General features: G+C 62.8%; 15 protein-coding genes. 6 read left to right on the top strand and 9 right to left on the bottom strand.

Features of this window, described 5'->3' with window-relative positions:
• Window positions 1-403: 403 nt before the first annotated feature.
• From ASF98_RS03170 to ASF98_RS03140, 7 genes are all read right to left on the bottom strand, one after another.
• Complete coding sequence (locus ASF98_RS03170; protein ID WP_055797382.1) at window positions 404-1,150, bottom strand: ATP-binding protein; 747 nt, start codon at window positions 1,148-1,150, stop codon at window positions 404-406.
• Window positions 1,147-2,709: an IS21 family transposase gene (istA, locus tag ASF98_RS03165; RefSeq protein WP_055797380.1), complete on the bottom strand. Its 1,563-nt coding sequence runs from the start codon at window positions 2,707-2,709 to the stop codon at window positions 1,147-1,149. Before istA ends, ASF98_RS03170 begins: the two co-directional genes overlap by 4 nt.
• A gap of 5,950 nt (window positions 2,710-8,659) precedes the next feature.
• Window positions 8,660-8,986 carry a thioredoxin gene (gene trxA / locus ASF98_RS03160; protein WP_011693983.1) on the bottom strand — a complete coding sequence of 109 codons (327 nt, stop codon included), beginning with the start codon at window positions 8,984-8,986 and terminating at the stop codon, window positions 8,660-8,662.
• Between the two features lie 36 nt (window positions 8,987-9,022).
• Window positions 9,023-9,979 carry a thioredoxin-disulfide reductase gene (gene trxB, locus ASF98_RS03155; protein ID WP_055797377.1) on the bottom strand — a complete coding sequence of 319 codons (957 nt, stop codon included), beginning with the start codon at window positions 9,977-9,979 and terminating at the stop codon, window positions 9,023-9,025.
• Window positions 9,980-10,195: 216 nt separating this feature from the next.
• Window positions 10,196-11,791 carry a hypothetical protein gene (locus ASF98_RS03150; protein WP_055797375.1) on the bottom strand — a complete coding sequence of 532 codons (1,596 nt, stop codon included), beginning with the start codon at window positions 11,789-11,791 and terminating at the stop codon, window positions 10,196-10,198.
• A gap of 167 nt (window positions 11,792-11,958) precedes the next feature.
• Window positions 11,959-13,953, bottom strand: coding sequence for a murein biosynthesis integral membrane protein MurJ (murJ, locus tag ASF98_RS03145; RefSeq protein WP_235505600.1), 1,995 nt, complete (start codon window positions 13,951-13,953; stop codon window positions 11,959-11,961).
• 57 nt (window positions 13,954-14,010) lie between these two features.
• Window positions 14,011-14,511, bottom strand: a complete 501-nt coding sequence (locus ASF98_RS03140; RefSeq protein ID WP_055797368.1) for an NUDIX hydrolase — start codon at window positions 14,509-14,511, stop codon at window positions 14,011-14,013.
• Between the two features lie 208 nt (window positions 14,512-14,719).
• On the opposite strand from ASF98_RS03140, the gene ASF98_RS03135 reads away from it, so the two are divergent.
• From ASF98_RS03135 to ASF98_RS03120, 5 genes are all read left to right on the top strand, one after another.
• Window positions 14,720-16,210, top strand: a complete 1,491-nt coding sequence (locus ASF98_RS03135) for a CCA tRNA nucleotidyltransferase (protein ID WP_055797365.1) — start codon at window positions 14,720-14,722, stop codon at window positions 16,208-16,210.
• The gene (locus ASF98_RS03130) at window positions 16,211-16,795 is read left to right on the top strand and encodes a histidine phosphatase family protein (RefSeq protein ID WP_436059217.1); all 585 of its coding nucleotides are present in this window, start codon (window positions 16,211-16,213) and stop codon (window positions 16,793-16,795) included. It begins immediately after the preceding gene.
• A 585-nt stretch (window positions 16,796-17,380) separates the two neighbouring features.
• Window positions 17,381-17,602, top strand: coding sequence for a hypothetical protein (locus ASF98_RS23995; RefSeq protein ID WP_156372264.1), 222 nt, complete (start codon window positions 17,381-17,383; stop codon window positions 17,600-17,602).
• Between the two features lie 184 nt (window positions 17,603-17,786).
• Window positions 17,787-19,256: a glycosyltransferase family 87 protein gene (locus ASF98_RS03125; RefSeq protein ID WP_055797362.1), complete on the top strand. Its 1,470-nt coding sequence runs from the start codon at window positions 17,787-17,789 to the stop codon at window positions 19,254-19,256.
• Window positions 19,249-20,688 carry a phytoene desaturase family protein gene (locus tag ASF98_RS03120; protein ID WP_055797359.1) on the top strand — a complete coding sequence of 480 codons (1,440 nt, stop codon included), beginning with the start codon at window positions 19,249-19,251 and terminating at the stop codon, window positions 20,686-20,688. The genes ASF98_RS03125 and ASF98_RS03120 overlap by 8 nt, the downstream gene beginning before the upstream one ends.
• Before the next feature lie 51 nt (window positions 20,689-20,739).
• On the opposite strand, the gene ASF98_RS03115 is transcribed toward ASF98_RS03120, so the two are convergent.
• A complete protein-coding gene (locus ASF98_RS03115) occupies window positions 20,740-21,387 on the bottom strand; it encodes an NAD(P)-dependent oxidoreductase (RefSeq protein ID WP_055797357.1) in 648 nt (215 codons plus the stop codon).
• A gap of 122 nt (window positions 21,388-21,509) precedes the next feature.
• Here ASF98_RS03115 and ASF98_RS03110 point away from each other — a divergent pair, with 122 nt between their 5' ends.
• Window positions 21,510-21,869: a winged helix-turn-helix transcriptional regulator gene (locus ASF98_RS03110; RefSeq protein WP_156372263.1), complete on the top strand. Its 360-nt coding sequence runs from the start codon at window positions 21,510-21,512 to the stop codon at window positions 21,867-21,869.
• Here ASF98_RS03110 and ASF98_RS03105 read toward each other — a convergent pair.
• Window positions 21,833-22,543 carry an ABC transporter ATP-binding protein gene (locus ASF98_RS03105; RefSeq protein WP_055797351.1) on the bottom strand — a complete coding sequence of 237 codons (711 nt, stop codon included), beginning with the start codon at window positions 22,541-22,543 and terminating at the stop codon, window positions 21,833-21,835. The two genes, ASF98_RS03110 and ASF98_RS03105, sit on opposite strands and share 37 nt — an antisense overlap.
• Window positions 22,544-22,545: the final 2 nt, after the last annotated feature.

The following is a 22,545-nucleotide window of genomic DNA, read 5'->3' as shown; positions in this document are numbered from 1 at the left end:
CTGATCAGCATCAGTTTTGGGTTTCAGATGACCTCAAACAGCTGAAGTCTATGGCGGCGGGATGCCCGTGGCTTCGCCGTCGTGGAGTCCGCAGAGCTACGGAGAACGCAGACGGGCGCTTCCTGCCGACCGCTACTCGTGTCCGTGCTGTCGTCTCGCGGGGGCACCTAGCGGCTTGGAGAGCCGTCTTAGGGCCCTCTAGGCTGTGAATACTGGGCTCCCGGATAGAAGGGAGTATTGCGGGGCCAACCGGGCCTACAAGCCCGCAGACGACCAAAAATGGCTCACATTGAGTATTTGAAGGCTTGGAGGCCAGTCGATCTCGCCTTTGGGGGCCAGTGATATTGCCGGTGGGGGCCAGCGGCCGCATGCATGGGGGCCACCGGCCCCCACCGGCGTTTTCCTATTGCGTCATGGTGGCGTGTTCACGCATGTTGTGATTGCCGGTGTCGACCCAGATGGTGTTGTGCACGATGCGGTCCATGATCGCATCGGCGTGCACCCCGGAGCCGAGCCGCTGGTGCCAGTCCTTCTTGGCGTATTGGGTGCAGAACACGGTGGAAGCTGTGTCGTATCGCCGTTCGAGCAGTTCCAGCAGCATGCTGCGGATGCCCTCGTCGGGGTGGTCGAGAAGCCACTCGTCGATCACCAGCAAAGTGAAAGCCGCGTACTTCTTCAGGAACTTCGTGGCCCCCAAGGGCTTGTCCTTCGCCAGCGCCCAGGCTTCCTCGAGGTCGGGCATTCGGACGTAGTGGGACCGGATCCGGTGCAGACAGGCCTGCTTGGCCAGAGCGCACCCGAGGTAGGACTTCCCGGACCCGGTGAATCCCTGAAACACGACGTTCTGCTGCCGTTCAATGAAGGAGCACGTGCCGAGCTGGGCGATCAGGCTCCGGTCGAGGCCGCGCTCGTCCACGAGGTCGAGCCGGCGTAGGTCCGCGCCCGGGTAGCGGAGCCCGGCCCGTCGGATCAGCCCCTCGACCTTGGCGTGATTGAACCCGGAGTGGGCCTCGTCCACGACCAGGCGGAGCCGTTCCTCGAAGGCCATGCCGAGCACGAGTGCCTCGTCCTGTGCCTCGAGCGCTTCTAGCATCGGGACGGCACCCATCTCACGGAGCTTGCGCTTGGTTTCAGTATCGATCCCGCTCATTTGGCGCCACCTGCGTAGTACTCGGCGCCGCGCACGTATCCGCCGTGTTCGACTCCTTCATCCCGTGGAGGCCTGAGCCCGGCGGCTTTGTCCTGCTCCGTGGCAAGGATCGGCTGCAAATGCGCATACCTCGGGGACCGCACCCTGCCTGCCAACGCAAGCCGGCAGGCCGCCTCCACCCGTTCGGCCGAATAGCGCCGGGAAAGCCGCAACACGGCAAGGGCCGCGTCCAAGCCCTGCTCGTCGACCGGGACGGACTCGAAGATCCGGTTGACCACGGTCACTGCTGCCGGGCCGATCCGTCCGGCCCATTCCCGCACCCGCTCCGGATCCCACTGCCGGTATTTCTCGCCGGCCGGAAGGTCGGCATCATTGGTGCGGTACTCGTTCGCCGCGCTCTCGGGCAGCAACAGATGGCTGGTCAACCGTTCGCTGCCCCGGTACGCCTGAAGCACCCGATCGGTGATCCGCAGGTCCACCGACGTGCCAACATGGGCGAACGGCACCGAGTAGTAGTTCCTTTCCCAGACCACGTGCCCGTTCCGGCCCACCCGGCGCCCGTAGGCCCACCGGCTGATCTCATAGGCCGCCGCCGGCAACCCCGTCAGGAGGGGCTGCTCCTCGGCTGCGAACACGCTGGCTCTGGACCCCGGCCGCTTCTGGAACGGCTCCGCGTTATACGCACCTACCCGGTCGGTGATGGCGGCACGAAGCTCCGGCAACGAGGTGAATTGCTGCTGGCGCAGCCCGGCAATGACCCAGGTAGCCACGTGGGCGACCGTGTTCTCCACGCTCGCCTTGTCCTTCGGTGCCCTGATACGGCCGGGCAGCACCGCCGCCGAATAGTGCGCCGCCATCTCCCGGTAAGCGTCATTGAGCACGACCTCGCCTTCGCGGGGATGCTTGATCACACCGGTCTTCAGGTTGTCCGGAACGATCCGCGGCACCGAACCGCCAAAGGCCTCGAACATCGCCACGTGGGCCCGCAACCAGGTGTCCTGCTTCATGTTCAGGGCGGGTTCAACGAACGCGTACCGGCTGAAAGGCAGGCAAGCCACAAACAGATACACCGTCCTCGACTTGCCCGTCACGGGATCTGTCAGCTGCATCGTCGGGCCCGACCAGTCGACCTCCACCGTCTGCGCCGCCTTGTGCCCGACCCGGGACGCCATCCCAGTGACCAGCACATGTCGCTGATAGGTCCTGCAGAACCGGTCATAACCCATCACCGGCTCACCGCCAGCGGCGCGTGAATCCGCGTACTCGCCATGCAGCAGCTTCAGCGTCACCCCGACCCGGGCCATCTCCCTATGCACCTGGTCCCAGTCCGGCTGCGCGAACACACTCTGATGCTCACCGCGCCCAGGAAACAGCCGGGTATAGACCTCGCCCTCCGAACTGTCGGCGATATCATCCCACGCCACGCCGGCCGCGTCGGCAGCCTCCAGCACCGCCGTGATGCTCTTACGGGACATGCCCTGCGACGCAGCGATTGCCCGGCCCGACAAGCCCTCGGCGCGCAGCCGCAACACGAGCTTCGCTCTGATCTTCCGTACCATTGATGATTACTCCTTCCGCCGTGCGCCCTATACACACGACGGAAGGAGCCTAAATCAGGATGGCCCCCAAACACGCCACTACCGGCACCCAAGACCGCTACTGCGCGCTCTGCCCAGCGGCCCCCGAACACACGACGGATGGACCCCAAAAGCGCGAATATTCACACATGGCCCCGACTGCCCCACCCCGGCAAGATCTCGGCGCCGGATGGACGCAGGCACCCTGTGGCAAGGCCGGAACCAAGTGGCTTCTGGAGCTGTAGGTAAGGATGTCGGCTCCAGTTCACGTTTCGATCGCCAGGAGACGGTTGGTGGCAGATGGTCTCCTGAGACGGGAATAGCGGAATCCACCGCATCGGGGCTTCTTGTCCCCGAGTCTCCTGATGTAGGTAACACCGGCGTTGTAGTGGTGGAGGAAAGGGCGGGTAGATCCGGAAGGAGTTGGGTGCGGACGCCGTTCGAGTACAGATCTATCCATCCGGGCACATTGTTTGACGCAGGGAAGATGGTCTTCCACTAGGGCAAAGGGCGGGTTTTGCGGATCCTGTGGACCTCTTTCGCCGAATCGAACCGGACGGATCGGTGTTGGTAACGCGGAATTTCATTGGGTGGCGCAGATTAACTCAAGCTGTAGCCTCAATTGGATGCATGTGCTGTTCACGTGGAACCATGCCAGGCACACACTGGAGTAGCTACTCGCACCCTGTTGATTGCGAATTATCAGACTACGGCGGATCGCAAAGTGTGGACGTCTACTGGTAGCGTCACGGCTTAGCCGGCGCCAGGGACGGACGGCCACGGAGGCAATCTCCGGAACCACCTAGCGGACATGGCCCGATGAAGGTGCCGACAACAGGGTCTCTGTGCATCTCGGCTTCTGTCACCTATATCTCCTTCGGATCTACAGTGGCTGCGCAGGCGATTATGGTGCGGTTAGATGTGCAGGACGTGGCAGTGGCCAGGCATTGGGACTGACCCACTGACGAACTTCGACTGACAGGGGCTGCCGGCCGAGCGGGACTGCCGCTGTTGCCTGTGGAACTGAATTTTTCCGCTGACTGCAGACCACAGTTCTCTCGACCGATGTCTTCGTGCGGCGCCCATCCCAGATGCCGACCCAACGCGTAGCCCAACCGTCGACCCATGACTTAGTTGGTCCCGTGGCATGGTTCTGAATGGACGGGCTCACCGGGCACTCCCCCGGGAGCGTCGGAGCGTCCAGAGCTCGGCAAGTCGCACTGCCTCCAATTGCAGGGCCGGTTTATGTTTCACGTGAAACGTTGATGTAGTCGGGTGATTCCACGACGCAGTACCCATCTTTCACGGGCAAGTGCAGGAAGGGCCTGCTGCGCCGGGTCAGAGTCGTGCTTAGCTAGCAGGTTGGCAAGTAGCCTGTCCGACCCTGTGACCTCGTCGGCTTGTGGTGAAACAGCCACGGACTCTGGGGACTTGGGTCGCGCATCGGAATTTGGCCAACTGTGGAAAGGTCTAGGACAAGCGCAACCTGGACTGCTCCGGTCACCCGGAATGCCGATGGGCTGTCGTGATGTCAGACGAGGACGCGCTGCCGCCGACATGCCCCAGGCCCCTGGTCCAGTCGAGTCTCGGCGGCTACCGGAATGTCGTGGCTCCCCCGCAGCTTGACGAAGAGTACGCCTGCCTGTCCGGCCTGTCCGCGGTCGTCGGATCAGCTTCGACTTACACATCAAGATTGGCTCCATTTGAGTGAATGATCGCGGTGTGGCCAACCCTCGGGAGACAGACTGATGGATGGAGCCTTCACGCCATGTCGCCCTTCTGATTTCCTTCGGTGATGTTCGCAGGGCGAGTGGGCCTGCGCCTAGTTGAAGATCGGAACCTTTCGCGATCGCTAGCTCTCGCCATCGCTACCTCCTGCGATCGAGACGCACACAGATCCAGATTGTTGGGGTCCGTGGCGCGTCGGGGGCAGCACCTCCCCTGACGGCACAACGCCAATCGTCAGTCAGTAGTGACCGGACTCGACCTGTTCCTTGACGTCTGCGTTGATGTCGGAGAGCCGTCGTACAGGTCCGACATGAGTACGTCCATGCATCGTCGGACCTCTCCCGACTGTGTGGACAGCGTGTCAGTTGGTGAGGTGGGCGGTGCATAACCCGGTGGATATCACTGTGGATAACTTTGTGGACAATTGGCAACTACACTCCGATCATGATGATGTCACGGTGCTGTACATCCAAGGCCGTCGTGGTTTAGGTCCGCCAGCGGATTCTTGTGTTTCACGTGAAACATGGCAGGTAGCTGTTTTCGGCGAGAATTTGGCGCCAAAGGCGTCATTTTCGCGGATTGTGGGCAGTCTTTTCACCATTGGCAGGCAATTTCGACCATCCGGAAGCTTCCGCGACTTTGGAAGTCTTTAGTGACTCCCGTCACGGCGAACACTGGTTCCTTGCCACCAGGGGCCATGGCGAAAATCACAGCAACGGACGTGTGGAAAGAGCTGTGGACAAACCTGTGGATATCGGATGTGGACAAATGGAGGGCACTTGGGGAAAAGTCCGCTCCGGAGCGGATCCGTGACAACTTTGCTGCTGGCTCTGACAGCGAAAGATCCATCACTCCGAGTCCCATCGCGTACGTTCACGACATCAGAAGACAGCCACCACGCATCGTCCGCTCTTCCTCATTAGCACTTCCGGTCGATTGGAAGGCGCCACTGTACGGCTACTCGGCAACAGGCTCGCGGCTAGATCATCAGGAATGCGCGCTCAAATTGCGGAACCATGGGCCAGATACAGACTCGCAGGCCGTACCGAGCGTATTAGCGGCTTGCCATAAAATCTCGAAAGCTATGCCCCCGTATCCGAGGTGCGTGTTGTTAGGCGTGGAACCTGCCGGGACAGCCCGCGGGCGGATAACTTTTCTTCACCGAACTTCAAACGTCTCGGTTCGCGGAGCCGGGCCGACTTCTTCACCGGATACCTCGGCGAATTCCTGGCGTTCAAGAAGCGTCCTTACAAGTAGCAGTCCGGTTCACAGTGGCCTGTTGCGTGGAATAGGCGTCTTCACTCTCGAGGGGTTCATCCGCGGCTGGGTTGCGGTCGGGGGTATCAAACCGAGGGTGCAAGCCAAGATTGGGGTGGCATGGGAGCCCGCAAGGTGGGCTGACAGGCCGGCGACGATGGTCTCCCGTCTGTCGCGGCGATGTGTCTTGTTCGATCGCGAACGTGCCAGCGTCGGTGGCCGCGCGGCATTCTCCGGTTCTACGGTGCTGAGTGAAAGCCTGATCCGCCAAGCGATCCACGGATGAGAAGTGCGCTCTACCCGACGTGGGGAAGATTCGGGTATTCCCGTTGCTACTGGACTGGGGTCGCCGTGGCCGCCATTGGTACCGTGGGTTGGCTCCCCGTATAGGTTGGTCGGAGAACGCGCGCCCATCTGGAGGAGGCCGCTGTCTGCCAGGCGTGGTTCTCCAGATGGTGGTCTCCAGCTGGCATCACTTCAGCGGGGCTCCCATTGGTCCGGGCAGCCGTTTCAAAGGAGCGCCGAGTTGAATACTCCCCCATACTTCTGCGGATTTCACTTTCGTCGGCTCTATTTGGAAGAGTGGGCGCCGTGTCCTGACCTGAGGTACCGGGCCCGTCTATCCCACGGGCTGTGTCTTCGGCCACTGTTGTGCCCGATGGTAGCCAGGATTCACCTACATGGGGTTAGCGGATTTGGAGAACCAGGGGCCGAGTCGTGACGGTGGAGCGACATTGCTCAGCAGTCATGAAATCCCTTTTTGGGGGGGTGAGTTCAGTTACCAACAGTATGGGAATCAATGCGCCTGTTGGCAGCTGGTGCGACTTGAAAACCAGATTGGTTACTGAGAACCGATGTAGCCTGTGTTTCACGTGAAACATGGGTGAGTGCACGTGCACCCTTCCCCGGACATTCCTAGTACACATCGTGGCGAGCTGGCGAGCTGGCGAGCTGGCGAGCTGGCGAGCTGGTGCGCTGGTGCCCTGGTGCGGCGGTGCCTTGGTGCGTGGGCGCCAGGTGCGGTTGCCTGGAGATCCGCCGGCATAGGAAGCCGGGCTGATCGGCGGCGCACCACTGCACTGTGCCACTGCCGTGGGAGCAGAGTGTGGTCCTGAACCGAGCTGCTGCACTTCACTCGCGGGCGAATGCGAGCTGTATAGGTGGGGTCGTCCTGCCAGTTGATCCTCTTGACCTCAGACCCCGGGGGTCAAGACACGAGCACGGTGCATGGTCCGTTCCATGTGACCAGGCGACGTCCACGACGGAAGATTCTGCCATCCTTGCGCATCTACTGGTGTTGGATTCGTCAGACAGGTGTATCGCAATGATGAGGAGTTGTGGAGCATGACCGGCGCAGGATGGTGTTTGGTGCAGCACGTGCTAGGTGGATGTTTCACGTGAAACAGCGGCGGTGGTCGCATTTGACGGGACCGTGATGGGGTATCGGTCATTGTCGGCCCCTTTCGGAGTCCATGCCCGGGCACTCCCCTGGAAGGATGTCAGATTGCTCCATCTACTGACCAGGATTCGACTCCCAGACTCCAGACGCCGATTACCCTGAGTTACCAAGGGGCTCCGCATGTGGCGGTACGTTGCTGGTACACATAGGGCGCTCACTCGGAGATCCTGTGGGCTCAGCGTTCAGATTCAGGTGACGATCCGTTGATGCCCCCTGAAATGGTCCCCTTGCATTTAAACGCTGGCGCAGTGAGCGGCCCAATGGACACGGGAGTCGCTCAATCGGACGATGTTAGAGTCCCAGAACTGTCCTCAACCGTGCGGTGTCGTCCGCATCCATGCGGAATCGTCCTCTGACCGGACTTGGCGCCCTCGTGGACCATTCGCGAATTCGCCAGTCGAGCAGTCGAAGTCGGTTGAGTTGCGGGGCTACCCGCTTCCTTGTTGAAATCCTTCGTGTGCCCGAGTTTGTCAGGAAATCGGGCTTTCGATTCGTTTGTTCATTGCCGGGCTTCAATGAGTGTGAAGTTGTTGGCGCCATAGCGATGAAAGAATGGGGTCGCCATCCTATGTGTCGCTAGGATCGAGAGCGATCGGCGCTGGTTGTGAACTGAACCAGGTTCCCTAGGGCTGGTGCATCGGCGTATTACGATCTCGGGCTGAACTTTGACGCACGAAAGGGTCTATTCAGAGCCGCGGGAGCTTCCGCCAAGCTATGGCGAGTTGGCAGGATGAGTGCTCCCTAATGGGCTCGCGCAGTAAGTTCGAAATCGAAGGGGCCTCCTAATGCCGAATTCTCGAGCAGGATCGCCGAGAGTTTCACGTGAAACAATTCTCCCGGGAGGGGTGAGCCTGAACTGGTCGATTGAGGGCGACTTCCTTTTGGACTGTCTCTGAGAACCTAGTAGCCGAACTCCGTCACCCTTGCAGGACTCCACGTCCAGCGCCATGTGGACTCACGCATATTGTCGGACGCTGGGAACAGGGGTGACAGTGTTTCACGTGAAACACTCGCAGGCTTTGGAAGAGGCTCGATCAGCACTTGGCGGCGACGCCAAGCCACGACACAGTCAGATACCAGGAGCTCCTCGACTAATCTAGCGAGACTACGGCGACACTAGAATGCACAGCAAGTTCACCAAGGGGCCCCGCCATTCGAGACCGTGAGCCACTTCGCTCCGTGGGCCAATCCTGATGAGAATCTTGATCCGAAACAACCAGCCTGAGTTGTTGAAAGCCCGTCACCCCGCTGGGCACGCTTCTGTCCGATGGGAGTAGGTCGAGCGGTCCCCCGAAACAGCTCGTGGGCAGGTTGCCAGGCCGCCAGTGCCCCGTCACCCGTGACGCCGGCCATCCCGCCCGCTACTCGGCTATAGTCAGCAAAGCAAGGAAAGAAAAGCGGTGGCCATCACCTTTCCAGGTGATGGCCACCGCTTTTCTTATCCCGGGTTGCCGGGCTACGCATGATGCCGCTTAGACGGTCAGCGTACTACGACAGGACGTCAGCAAATTCCTTCTCAAAGAACTGCTTCGGCTTGGCGCCTATAACGGTGTTCTTCACCTCGCCACCCTGGAACAGGTAGACGGCGGGAATGGACGTGATGCCGTATTCGGCTGCGATTGCCGGGTTGTCATCTACGTTTACCTTGACGACATTGACCTTCTCGCTGTACTCAACGGAGATCTCGTCCAGGATAGGGCCCAGCTTGCGGCAGGGACCGCACCATTCTGCCCAGAAGTCCACGATGACCGGCTTGTCGGCCGAGAGTACATCCGTGCTGAAGCTTGCGTCGGTTACGTCTTTCGCGTTGCTCATTGTTTTGTTGTTTCCCTTCGGATCAATAGTGCGCTGTTAGGCGTGGAAGTCTGCGAGATAGTGCTCGACGTCGATAGCTGCCACGCAACCGGAGCCGGAGGCAGTGATGGCCTGGCGGTAGGTGGGGTCTACAACGTCGCCAGCAGCGAACACACCCTTGACGCTCGTCTTGGAGCTGCGCCCTTCAACGGCAATGGTGCCGGCCGGCGTGATCTCCAGGGTGTCCTTGATGAGCTCCGTGCGCGGATCGTTTCCGATCGCCACGAATACGCCGGTGACAGCCAATTCGGATTCGCTGCCGTCCACGAGGTTCTTCAGCTTCAGGCCGGTGACCTTGTCGCCGCCGAGGACATCTTCAACAGCGGTGTTCCACACGAAGTTGATCTTCTCGTGGGCCTGTGCGCGGTCACCCATGATCTTGGACGCCTTGAGCGTGTCCCGGCGGTGCACCACGGTGACTGACTTGGCGAACTTGGTGAGGAACAGTGCTTCTTCCATGGCCGAGTCGCCACCGCCGATGACCGCGATGTCCTGGTCCTTGAAAAAGAAACCATCACAGGTTGCACACCAGCTAACGCCGTGGCCTGAGAGTCGCTTTTCGTTCGGAAGGCCGAGCTCACGGTAAGCCGATCCTGTGGACAGGATAATGGCTCGAGCCTGGAAGGTCTCCCCCGTCGCGATGGTGACGGATTTGATGTCGCCGTCGAGATCCAAAGCCGTGACGTCCTCGAACTGGATCTCCGTGCCGAACCGGGCGGCCTGCTTCTCGAAGTTCTCCATGAGGTCGGGACCCATGATGCCTTCAGGGAATCCGGGATAGTTTTCCACGTCGGTGGTGTTCATCAACTCCCCGCCGGCAGTGACGGAACCGGCAAGGAGCAGCGGCTTAAGGTTGGCACGTGCCGTATAAACTGCAGCCGTGTAGCCTGCAGGGCCGGAGCCGACGATGATGACATCACGTACTTGGGACGCGGTGTTTTCTGCGGTGCTCACTGAACGGTGAACCTCTTCCTTAGTCGATGCGCCTGCTTTTGCTGGCCGGCCACATGGCACAACCCATTGTTGATCCTGAATATTCCGGGCATGGAGGTAGGCCAACAAGACGCCACCACTCAGGGTACCGCCTAGTCGTTCCGGAGGAAGCCGTGTTACCGGGCACAGAAGGTGCTCTGGCCCGGGGCAGCCCCGTATTGGCCGGGGGTCAGGCCGCTACTGGACCTTGATCTCGCCGAGGCGGAGACCGTAGCCGAAGCGGGTTTTCGGTGCAGCCAGCTTGGGCAGGTTCTTGATGGACACGATCACGTACTGGGCTGTGACCGGCTCCGGGAGCGGCATGGTCAGATCTGGTGAGGTAAAGCTGTTGGTCCCGACCTGCTTGGCGCCTTCCAGGGACGGACGGTCATTTGTCAGCACGCTGATGTTGCCTCCGGAGCCGCCAAGCTGGCTGAGCGTGATGGACGAAACCTTCGAGGGGCTCTTCAGCTTCACCACCAGGGAAACATCGGGAGCCAGCCCGCCCCAGTTGTCCGTTGCAAACTCCATGTCCGACCAGTAGCTTGCCGCATTGCCGTCGAACGTCTTGGAAAGGTCACCATCGTAGGTGGCGGCAAAATCGAAGTCGCCAAGGCGGGAGACGCCCTCGACGGCGGGCGGACCTGCGGCCGGCGCTGTGGACTGGCTTGCTGTCGGCTCGCCGCTGGTCTGTGGCTGGGACGCGCTGCTTGAGGTTCCGGGAGCGGGGTTGCTCTGGGGCTCGCTCTTGAAGAGGCTTCCGAGGTTGGAGACGGCAAAGATGAGGCCGACCACCAGCACGGCAGCAAGCAGCCCTCCTACGAGCCACCGCATTGACCGTGGCTCGCGCTCCGGTGGCTCGTCGTCGTCGTAATATTCGTCCGCTTCGTCGCCCCGACCGCCACCGGCGAATGCCGGGAATGTGGCTGCCATCCGTTCGCGGGCGGTCCTGGCCGGCCCGGTGGAGGGCGCCTCTTCTTCCGGGTAGTCATAGTCGTTGTTCGCCCACAGGGAGACTTTGGGCGATTCGGCTTCTGCGCGGGCCTGGGCATTGGGGGTTTCGGTGTTCCGCCCGGCGGGTACGGCCTGCTGCGGGGTGGTCGCCTGAGGTGCAGTGGTGGGTTCCCGGGACGCTTTGCCAGCCGCTGCGCCACCGGCAGCGAGCCCGGCTGCGCCGGCAGCGGCTCCAGCAGCGCCGGCTCCATGCCCGCGTGCCTGGCCCGAGTCGGATCCGGAGGAGCCGACGGAGGGGGCCGACGTCGGGCGAACGGGCGCGGTGCGGGGCGGCACCACGGGAGGGACAACCGGCGGGGACGTGGGCTTGCGGTCCTGGCCGGCCGGCTGGTTGTTGCCGTAGTTGATGTAGCCGGCGTCGACTTCTTCCTCGTCGTACAGGCCGTCATATGTTTCCGGCTCGTGGGACCGGGCGGTACCGAAAATCTCGCTGCCCAGCGTGTCCGTGAAGAAGGGCTCCACATAGGGCGGGTTGGAGGCAACCACGAGGTCCAGGAGATCGGCGGCTGACGTGTGGTTGGTGATCAGGTAGGTGGTGGACTCGCTGACGCCAAGATCGAGGATCTGCACGTTTCCGGGCCGTTCCCCGGTGGCAACCTCGCGGGCGCTCTGGGCCACCTGCTCCGCGTTATCCGGACCCGCAACCAGGATGCTCACCGGCCGGTTGAGGACCTGGTCAACACCATCCAGCACCAGATCATGGTCGTGTGAGGTCAATACGGTGGCGGTGACCTTGTAGCGGCCGCCGAGCACTGATCCAACATCGATCGGGTGGGACACGGGTTCCTCCTAGACTGCCCGGGGAATCCCCGCCTCAATCATGCCAAAGCGGATACGCCGGTTAGCCGGTTAATTTCTGGTCTGTTACTACTACCCTAGTTAGCTTCTGATCCTAGCCGATGGTGCGTTACGGCCGTGTGAGACAGGCACGGTGAAACCGCGGCAGTTCACCTCTTTTTCTTCCGCCGACCTCCCGAGCGGGTGCTGAAGTGCGGGTTGCGGCCGGCCGTTCCCTGGAAGGTACGGCGCCCGGGCAGCGGGATTTCCTCGCGCATGATGCTACCCCGCGCGGTGGTGGGCACATCCTCGGACGGAAGGTATTCACCCGCGGAAGCGGTTTGGTGCGGGTCATGGTCCGGTGCCGGTTCCTCAACCTGCGGTCCCGCGCGGAACGATGCCGCATCGAACTCTCCGGAAATTCGGGGGATCAGGCCGGTGTCAACCGAAACGGTGGCGCGCTCCGGCGTCGTGCGTCCCCGGAGCCCGGCGGTATCCCGCGCCGTATCCGCTGCGGTGTCCGCCGGTGTAGTTGGGGCGGACCCCCGCCCCAGCCTGCCGAGAAGCGGCTGCAGCAGGTCGCGGAGTTCCGTGACGCGGAAGAGCTTGAGCAGGAACAGGTACGCCACGAGCATCACAGGCCCGACGACGACGACGGTCACCAAGGCCTCGATCCGGCCGCTCCAGGCGAACCCGTCGGCGCTGTAGCTGCCCATGAGCCACAGCGCACCGGCGCCGGCCACGGCGGAACCCAGTGCCGCGTAACCCATGCGTATGTACGAATTGGCGATGCGGGGGCCGTCAAGGTGCCCCAGAAGGCGGCGGAGGAAGTGCGCACTCACAATCACGGACAGGATGTTGCCGCCCGTGTAAAGGATGGCTATGGCAAAGATGATCTGGTTGTACGGCAAGAACTGGATGGCGAAGGCCGCAACCACGTTGACGATCGCCAGGACCAGCTGGATGTAGAAGGGCGTGCGGGCGTCCTCGTTGGCGTAAAAGACCCGGGACATCATGAAGTTGGCGCTCATGAACGGCGTGCTGAGGGCCAGGATGGTCAGGGTCTGCGCGAGCATCACGCCGTCCTGCACCTTGCCGCCGGAGAAGAACATGCCCAGGGGTCCGGCCAGTGCGAAGAGAGCCAATGCGCCAAAGACCGTGGCCACTGCCATGGTCCGCAGGCCGTGGGACAGGGCGTCCCGCAAGGCCGCCCTGTCGCCGTCCTGGGAGGCCCGCGTCATCCTGTTGAACAGAACGGTGGCCAGCGAGAGGGCGATGATCGAGTGCGGCAGCAGGTATAGCTGGCTGGCCACTTCCAGCACGGCGTTGCCCGGGAGGAACCCGGCCGCCGGATCCCCGGCACGCTCGAGGCGCAGGCGTTCGGTACCCGGAATAGTGGCAATGCGCATTACGTACAGGAAGGCGAGCTGGCCGACGGCGGCAGTAAGGAGCGTCCAGACGCTCAGTTTTGCGGCCTGCCCCAGGCCCACTCCGCGCCAACCAAACCTTGGACGGAGTCCCAGCCGGAGCCGGAATACCGGAATCAGCAGGATGGCCGTCTGGGCCACCACGCCGATGGTGGAAAACCCGGCGATAAGGAACGTCTGGGTGGGTCCCCAGTTGTCCAGGGTGTGGGGATTTGTGACGTTGGCCCCGAGGATCCAGATGAACATGCCCAGGCCGGCGATGGCCACGATGTTGTTCAGGATAGGTGCCCACATTGCCGGTCCGAACGCCCCGTTGGCGTTGAGGACCTGCGTGAGCAGGGCATACAGGCCGTAAAAGAAGATCTGGGGCAGGCACCAGAAGGCGAAGGAAACCGCCAGTGATTTCTGTTCCGCCGAATAGCCCTGCGTGGTCAGCTCAATAACCCACGGCGCCAGGAGGGTCACCAGCAGCGTCAGGCTGAGAAGCACCAGGACAGCCAGGGTGAGCAGGCGGCTGATGTAGTCCGCTCCCCTGTCCGGGGCCTTGCTGGCCTTGATGATCTGGGGCACCAGGACGGCGTTGAACACACCACCGGCCACGAGGAGGAAGATCAGGTTGGGCAGGTTGTTGGCATTGATAAAGGTGTCATTGACCGTGGAGCCGAGGCCAAGGGCTGCACCCAGCATCCAGGTCTTGCCGAAGCCCAGGAACCGGGAGACGAGTGTTCCGGCCGCCATGACGGCACTGGAGCGGGCCTCGCTGGGCTGGACGGTCTTGGAATCAGTCACAGAACCTCAGAGGTGATCCGGCAGGACTTCCCTGGCGAGGTCCGCGATGCGGCGCTCATTCGGAAAAGACAGCTTGCGGGCGAGCTCCTGGATGGGCACCCAGGCGACATCCACAGCTTCCTGGTCGGGATCGTTTTCGATAGTCAGCTCGCCGCCCGTGGCCCGGAGCAGGTAGTGGTGGACGGTTTTGTGGACGCGGTGTCCGCTGACGGTAAACCAGTAGTCGATACTGCCCAGCGGGGCCAGGATGCTTCCGCTGATGCCGGTTTCTTCGGCGATCTCGCGGACGGCCGCTTCCTCGTTCTTTTCCTTGCCCTCCGGATGGCCCTTCGGCAGGCACCACTCGAGGCGCCCCCCGCGGTTGAGGCGGGCGATGATCGCAACCCTCAGTTCGCCGTCGGACGTGTCAACAACAACGCCGCCGGCGGAGATTTCCTCAACGGTGGGCAGCGAGGCCGGTCCCGAGTGCTGGGCGGGCGCGACATGGGCACCGATTGCCGACGGCAACGGTGGGTTTGTCCTCCTGCCAGGAGCACTCGGTACGGGATGGGCCATGAAGTCCACTCTAACGACTCTTGCCCGTTCGTGATGACCGGAACATGACAAGAAAGTGGACTGCGTATGACGTAAATTCCGGAAGCAACGGTGTAACGGCAGGGTTAGGCGGCCCCGATTGGTGCTTGTTGGCACGGTTTTCTGACAAGCTTAAGTAACTATGGCGCACGCACATCAAAAGTCCGACCCGCACACCGTCGATTTCCAGGTGGCCCCGGTGGTCCTGGAGCTCGGGCAGCGCTTCGTCGACGCCGGACACGAATTGTCGCTGGTAGGCGGCCCCGTTCGTGACCTGTTCCTGGGCAGGCTCTCCCCTGACCTTGACTTCACCACGGACGCCACGCCGGACCAGACTCTGGCGCTCATCAAGAAATGGGCGGACAACTTCTGGGAGATCGGACGGGCATTCGGCACCATCGGAATGCGGAAGTCCGGCTTCCAGATTGAAATCACCACCTACCGCGCCGAGGCTTACGACCCGGAGTCACGCAAGCCCGTCGTCGCGTTCGGGTCATCCCTCACGGATGACCTCCTGCGCCGGGACTTCACCATTAACGCCATGGCGCTGCGGCTGCCCTCGATGGAATTGGTTGATCCGTTCGGCGGCGTCCGCGACCTCCATGCCTCCGTTCTGGCCACGCCAAGTTCGCCGGAGTCGTCGTTTTCCGATGACCCGCTACGCATGATGCGGGCGGCCCGCTTCGCCTCCCAGCTCGGTGTGGCGGTCCGCGAGGACGTTAAGCAGGCGATGACGCAGATGGCGGAACGGATCACCATTATTTCCGCGGAACGTATCCGCGAGGAACTGGTGAAGCTCATCTGCGGAGCGCATCCCCGCGTGGGCATCGACCTCCTGGTGGACACAGGCCTGGCCGAATTCGTCCTGCCGGAAGTTTCCGCGCTGCGGCTCGAAGCGGACGAACACCACCGCCACAAGGACGTTTACCAGCATTCCCTGCAGGTACTTGAGCAGGCCGCATCCCTGGAGACGGATTCCGACGGCGCCGTGCCCGGCCCCGATTTTGTGCTGCGGTTCGCTGCCCTTATGCACGACGTCGGCAAGCCGGCGACGCGCCGTTTCGAACCGGGCGGTGCCGTGAGCTTCCGCCACCACGACATGGTGGGCTCCAAACTGACTAAGAAGCGGATGAAGGCCCTCCGCTTCGACAACGACACCATCAAGGCCGTGGCACGCCTGGTGGAGCTGCACATGCGTTTCTACGGCTACGGCGAGGCCGGGTGGAGCGACTCCGCCGTCCGCCGCTACGTGACGGACGCCGGGCCCCTCCTGGAACGCCTGCACCGGTTGACGCGGTCGGATGTGACCACACGCAACCAGCGCAAGGCCGACAGGCTTTCCTTCGCCTATGACGACCTCGAGGCGCGCATTGCGGCGCTGCGCGAGCAGGAATCGCTGGAAGCGGTCCGGCCTGACCTTGACGGCGGCCAGATCATGGCCCTGCTTGGGCTGAAGCCCGGGCCGGTGGTGGGCAAGGCCTACAAATTCCTGCTTGAAGAGCGCATGGAGCACGGCCCGCTCGATCCCGCAGTGGCCGAGGTCAGGCTGCGCGAGTGGTGGGCAAGCCAGCCCGCGGCCGCAGAACAGCAGCCGGCCGCCGGCGTCGAACTTTCCACTACCGAGGAGTCATAAGTGATTTCACTTAACAGCACCGCACGCCCCCAGCTTTGGATCCTGCGCCACGGTGAAACTGAATGGTCCAAGAGCGGCCAGTACACCGGGCTCACCGACCTGCCCCTGACGGTGGAGGGCGAGCAGCAGTCCGTGGAGGCACGGAAGATTCTCGACGGCGTTGACTTCGACCTGGTGCTGACCTCACCCCTGCGGCGCGCCCGCCGGACGGCGGAACTGGCGGGATTCCCCGACGCTGAACAGGAACCCCTGGCAGTGGAATGGAACTATGGCGACTACGAAGGCATCAGTTCCGACCTGATCCGCAAGGACAACCCGGAGTACCTGATCTGGACGCACGGCGTGCCCAACGGCGAGGCCCTTGAGGAAGTGGCTGCACGGGCGGACAAAATTGTGGCCCGCGTGCTGGAATCCGGACTGGACAACGTACTGATTGTGGCCCATGGACACTTCTCCAGGATCCTGACCGCACGCTGGTTGGGACTCGACCCGCACGAGGGCCGGCATTTCATCCTGGGGACGGCTAAAGTCTGCACGCTTGGATGGGACAAGAAGACCCCGGCCGTGGTCCGCTGGGGACTATAAAGACGATTTATCAAATATTTCCTGCAATTCTTCAAATCCGCTAGTCAAATGCCCCAATGCTGGTGTAATTTTATTCCTGACTCCAGTGCGTTTTGCCAGGGTCATCGGCGCGTGCTGTCCGGTTAGTCAACCGAACAGCGGCAGAATAGAAAAGGAGGTTGGGAAAAATGATTACTTTGACTAGCGGATGGAAGATGACCATCACCGCCACCCCGGCCTCTGCTGCTGTCACGCGCCCTTTTCACGGAGTGACTGCCTCCTAACCTGGCGATTCCGGCCTTCCGGCCGAATCCTTGTGGCGGCATCCTGACTCGGGAAGCTCCCCGGCAGCCAGCCGTAAAGCCGGCCCCATGTGGTTACGCAACACCCCATAGTTCGGAACCCGGCTTCTTGTTGGGGTCTGTGGCGTAGCTGCATCTTGGAGCCATTCTTCGCTTGGCGAAATCCAGCAATTGCTTCGGTCTTTATTCCGGAGCCAATTCACCGGGCATTCCTATGCCTCATTACTGCCATTAATTCCGTCAATTAATTGGCCCTATTCGTCATGCCCAATTCCGGGCGGAAACACTCATCAAAGGACCCTAAGTGAGCAGCACTGCCAGCACCATGCAACACGTCGACCGTGGCCGACGCCGCCTGACAACACCCCGGAAGGAGGTAACCATGATGAAAAGGCTCCGTGCCGTTCTGCGCTTTGGCTGGCAGCCGGCGATGAAGGAGAAGACGCTGTTCAACGGCCAGCTCCTCGACCAGAACCGTGAAGACGTGTATGTCGTCCTGCACCAGATGGGCGGCGTCATTCGCTGAGTAATGATCGTCGTTCCCTCAAGTACCGCGCTGCAGCCGGTAACGGAAATATCCAGGAGATCCAATGGCGGCGAGCAAAATTTATGCACAGAAGGCCCACGCGGCGACGCGTGGGCTTTTTGTTGGCCGGTACAGCCGTCAGGCCGGGACGGCTGGTGCGCAGCTGCGACGGTAAGCTCGAGGCATGCAGGAGACAATGCCGCCGGCGCACCGGAAACGGTCCCGCCTGGTTATTCCGAGCCGAAGTGATCTCCTGCTCAGGAACTTCACCGAGCTGATCGGCGGGCCCATGGGGCGCCGGGCTGAACCCGGAGTCGTCTCGCCGGGTATTTTCACCGTTGAACGCGTTCTGATCATCCTTACGGTTCTGGCCGCCCTGGCAAGCATCATGGTCAAGAACTACTGCCGCGCGAACGGCTGGGAGTCGCCGGGACAGTTCTACTCCACCTGTTATTCGGATTTCCCGGAGCTTTTCCGCAACCGCGGACTGGGCGATGGCACCTTTCCCTTCTTCAGTGAAGGCAGCTTCTTCGAATATCCCGTCCTGATGGGAATCATCGCGGGCCTGACAGCCATGCTGGTCCCGGGGCAGGGCCCCACCGACGCACGCATTCTCGGCTACTTCGACGTCAATGCCACTCTCATCGCCGCCGTCTGGATCGTCACGGTCCTCGCAACTGCGCGCATGAGCCGGCGCCGGCCGTGGGACGCCGCTATGGTGGCGGTGGCCCCCGGTATCATCCTCGCCGGGGTGATCAACTGGGACATGTGGGCCGTGTGCCTGCTGGCCGTCGGGATGTATTTCTTCTCCCGTGACCGGCTGGTGCTGGCCGGCGTCCTGATCGGTTTGGGTACGGCCACCAAGCTCTACCCGGTCCTGATCTTCGGGGCGATCCTCCTGCTGGCGCTGCGGACCGGAAAGATCCGACCCCTGCTGGTCACCGCCGCCGCGGCCGCCGCCGCGTGGCTCGCCATCAACCTCCCCATCGCCGCGATGAACCCCTCCGGCTGGAAGTACTTCTACCAGTTCACCGAGGACCGCCCGGCCGGCTACAGCTCCCCCTGGTTCGCCTACAACCTGGTGGCCGGGCGCCTGCAATGGATGCCCCTGGGGCCCGAAGCGATCAACACCCTCGCCCTCAACCTGTTCCTCATCAGCTGCGTGCTCATCGCCTTGCTGGCGCTGACGTCACCGCGCCGCCCCAGGCTCGCCCAGCTGGCGTTTCTGATAGTTGCGGCATTCATCCTGACCAACAAGGTGTATTCACCGCAGTTCGTTATCTGGCTGATCCCCCTTCTGGCCCTGGCCCGCCCGCGCTGGCGCGATTTCCTGATCTGGCAGGGCATCGAAGGCCTGCACTGGGCGGCGGTCTGGATGTACCTCGGGCAGGTAACGAGCGGGGGCCCGACCCAGCACAACATCGATATGCCCTATTACGTGCTGGCGGTGGGCCTGCACATGATTGCCACGGCATACCTGATGGTCCGGGTCGCCTGGGATATCTGGGACCCGGGCTACGACATCATCCGCCGCCACTCGCTGGACGATCCCCAAGGAGGGCCGTTCGACGGCGCACCCGACTGGTTGCGAGTGGATCCGGCGAACCCTGCCGCATCGGTGCTCCCCTGGCGGAGGGCGGCCAGCGATGCCTGACGTCGCCGTCGTCGGCTCCGGTCCCAACGGCCTTGCCGCAGCGGTAACAATGGCCCGCGCCGGGCTCAAGGTTCACGTGTTTGAGGAGGCAGCCACTCCCGGCGGCGGCCTTCGGACCTCCGAACTGATGCAGCCCGGCCACCTGCATGATATTTGCTCGGCAGTCCAGCCGATGGCGCTGGCCTCCCCCTTTTTCCAGGCCTTCGAGCTGGCGCGGCGAATCCACCTCATCACACCCGAGCTCTCCTTCGCGTCGCCCCTGGACGGGGGCCGGGCTGCGCTGGCGTACCGCTCCCTGGACCGCACTGCGGAGGGGCTCGGACGGGACGGCCCCGCGTACCACCGCCTGATGGCACCCCTCGTCCGCCGGGCCGCCGGCGTTGCCGACTTCACCCTCAACCAGCTCTTGCGGATCCCGCACGACCCCGTTGCAGCAGTGCTATTCGGCCTGCGGACCCTTGAGCAGGGCTCACCGGCATGGAACACCAGATTCAGGGACGATCTGGCACCGGCCCTCCTGACTGGTGTTGCCGCGCACTCCGTGGGCGCCTTGCCGTCGCTGGCACCCGCCGGCGCAGGGCTCATGCTGGGCACGCTGGCGCATGCGCAGGGCTGGCCTATTCCGGCGGGCGGGTCAGCTTCCATCGCCAGCGCCATGGTCCGGGACATCGAAGCGCACGGCGGGTCCGTGGAAACCGGGCGGCGGATCGATTCCCTGGCGGAACTGCCGGCGGTCAGGGCGACACTCCTGGATATAGCGCCCCCGGCACTGCTCAGGCTTTCCGGAGACAGGTTGCCCGCCGGGTACCTCCGCTCCCTGGCGTCATATCGGTTCGGGAACGCCGCCTGCAAGGTCGATTTCATCCTGGCCGGACCGGTTCCGTGGCAAGCGGCGGAATTGGCGGACGCCGGCACCGTCCACGTGGGCGGCACGCGAGCCGAGATGGCCGAAGCCGAAAACCAGGTGGCTGCCGGAAAGCACCCGGATCGTCCCTACGTCCTGGTGTCCCAGCCTTCGCGGTTTGACGATTCCCGCGCCCCGAAGGGACGGCACATCCTGTGGACGTACTGCCATGTTCCGGCTGGATCAACCAAGGACATGGCGGAGGCTGTGACGGCGCAATTGGAACGTTTTGCCCCTGGTTTCCGTGACCTTGTGGTCCAGGTGCAGGTGACGACGGCGGCCGGACTGGCGGTATACAACCAGAACTACGTGGGCGGCGACTTCGCGGCAGGTTTGATGGACCTCCGCGGGCTGATACAGAGGCCCGTGGTTAGTCCAGTCCCGTGGCGAACTCCCCTGCCGGGCGTGTACCTGTGCTCCTCCTCCACCCCTCCCGGTCCCGGCGTTACCGGCATGCCCGGCTTCCACGCCGCGAAATATGCCCTCAAAGACATATTCGGGTTGCCGCTTCCCCGGCTTGGCCTGTAGCGCCGGCTCCGGTGGCTTCGGCTTGCGGGGCCGGTGGTACGGCCCGCCAGATCAGGAAACGGGGTATCCCGGCTCGCCGACCGCGCTGGCGTCCGTGTTCGCAACTGTGAAGCGTGCCCGGTGGTGGGCCGGATTTTCCAACTCGTCCAGCATTGCCGCGGCAAAGTCCTGGGTAGTGATGGACCGGCCGGCGGGTGAGTTGTCCGCCGTCACATACTTGCCGGTGCGGATGCCCGGCTGCATGACTGGGGCGGGCGCCAGCATGGTCCAGTTAAGGGATTCCGGAGCAGATCGAATTTCATCGTAGGCGGCGGCCATGGTGCGGGCTTCGGGGCGGTAGGGCTCAGGAAAATCGGGCGAATCACACAGGCGCACACCGTTGATTTCGAGTGCGCCGGCGCCCCCTACCACCAGCAGGCGCGTTGTACCGGCACTGCTGAAGGCTGCCTTCATGGCGGCCAGCCATTCGCCGTGATCACCGCCCGTGCGGCTGGGCACCGTGGCCAGCACCACGGCGTCGTGATCGCTGGCAATGCTCGCGAACATGCGCGTGTCTGCCAGTTCCGCGCTGCAGGCCGTGGCGCCGGGGAGTGCAGCGCCTGTCCGGGAAATGGCGGTGACTTTGTGGCCCCGCCGCAGCGATTCCTTGACGATCTGGCCGCCCACCATGCCGGTGGCACCGTACACCGCGATTTTCATGCCGCTCCTCGGACTGGGTATCGTAGAAATTCACAGTATCTCTAGGATACCTAGGGGCGCAGAAGAAACGAGGCTGCCTAATCGATACCAACCAGCTTGTCGCCTGGCCGGGTGGAGACATCATGGATCCGAAGTGCCCCTCGCGGGTTGTCTTTCAGAGGGTCGGTGACAAATGGGCCTCCCTGGTGGTGCAGGTCCTGGCGGACGGACCGGTCCGTTTCTCCGAATTGCGCAAGCATGTCCACGTAATCACCCCCAAGGTCCTCACCCAGACGCTCAGGGCGCTGGAACGGGACGGGCTGATCACCAGAACGGTGTTCGCCCAGGTCCCGCCCCGCGTTGACTACCAGTTGACTGACCTGGGGGTGTCCCTGTTGGGCCCGCTGACCGTGCTCAGGGAATGGGCTGAGTCAAATGTCGCCAGCATTCTGGGCGCCAGGGAAGCTTACGATGACGCCCGTGAGGGGACTTTGGCGGGCTGAAGGGCAGAAACCCGCCCGTCCCGCACGCTGGCCACGAGGTCTGTCATTGGCACGAATTCGGTGTCGTGGGTGACCATCACAGTGGCCACATTGAATTCGTCCGTGACCTCGCGCAGGAGCCGGATGATGCCCCCGCTCCGCTCGTGGTCCAGGGCGGCGGTAGGTTCGTCCACTAGAAGCACCTTGGGGCGGCCCATCAGGGCGCGGGCTATGTTGACGCGCTGACGCTGTCCGCCGGACAGCTGATGCGGACGCTTGTCCCGCACGGTACCGAGCCCGACGACGTCCAGAAGCTCGTCGGCACGCCTGCGGGCCGCAGCCAGGGGTTTCCCGCGCAGATGGTCCGCGAGGAGGAGCTGCTCGGCCGCAGTCAGGGACGGCAGAAGATTCGGCTGTTGGAAGATGATGCCGATCCGTTCCCTGCGCAGGGCTGTCAGCTCAGCGTCCCGCAGGCCGTTGGCCTCCTGCCCGTCGATGGTCACCACGCCCGAGGTGGGACGGATGAGCGCCGCTGAGACTGCAAGCAAGGAGGACTTGCCGGATCCCGAAGGTCCTACGAGGGCGAGAAATTCCCCTGCGCCGAGCGCGAGGTTCACGCAGTCCAGTGCCTTGAGGGTGGTGTCTCCGTCCGGGTACTCGAGCGTCACGTTGACCAGGTTGAGCGGGGTATCCAATG

The sequence above is a fragment of the Arthrobacter sp. Leaf337 genome, from assembly GCF_001423745.1.
In the GTDB taxonomy this organism is placed as follows: Bacteria; Actinomycetota; Actinomycetes; order Actinomycetales; family Micrococcaceae; genus Arthrobacter.
This window is presented reverse-complemented; position numbering and strand designations above follow the sequence as displayed.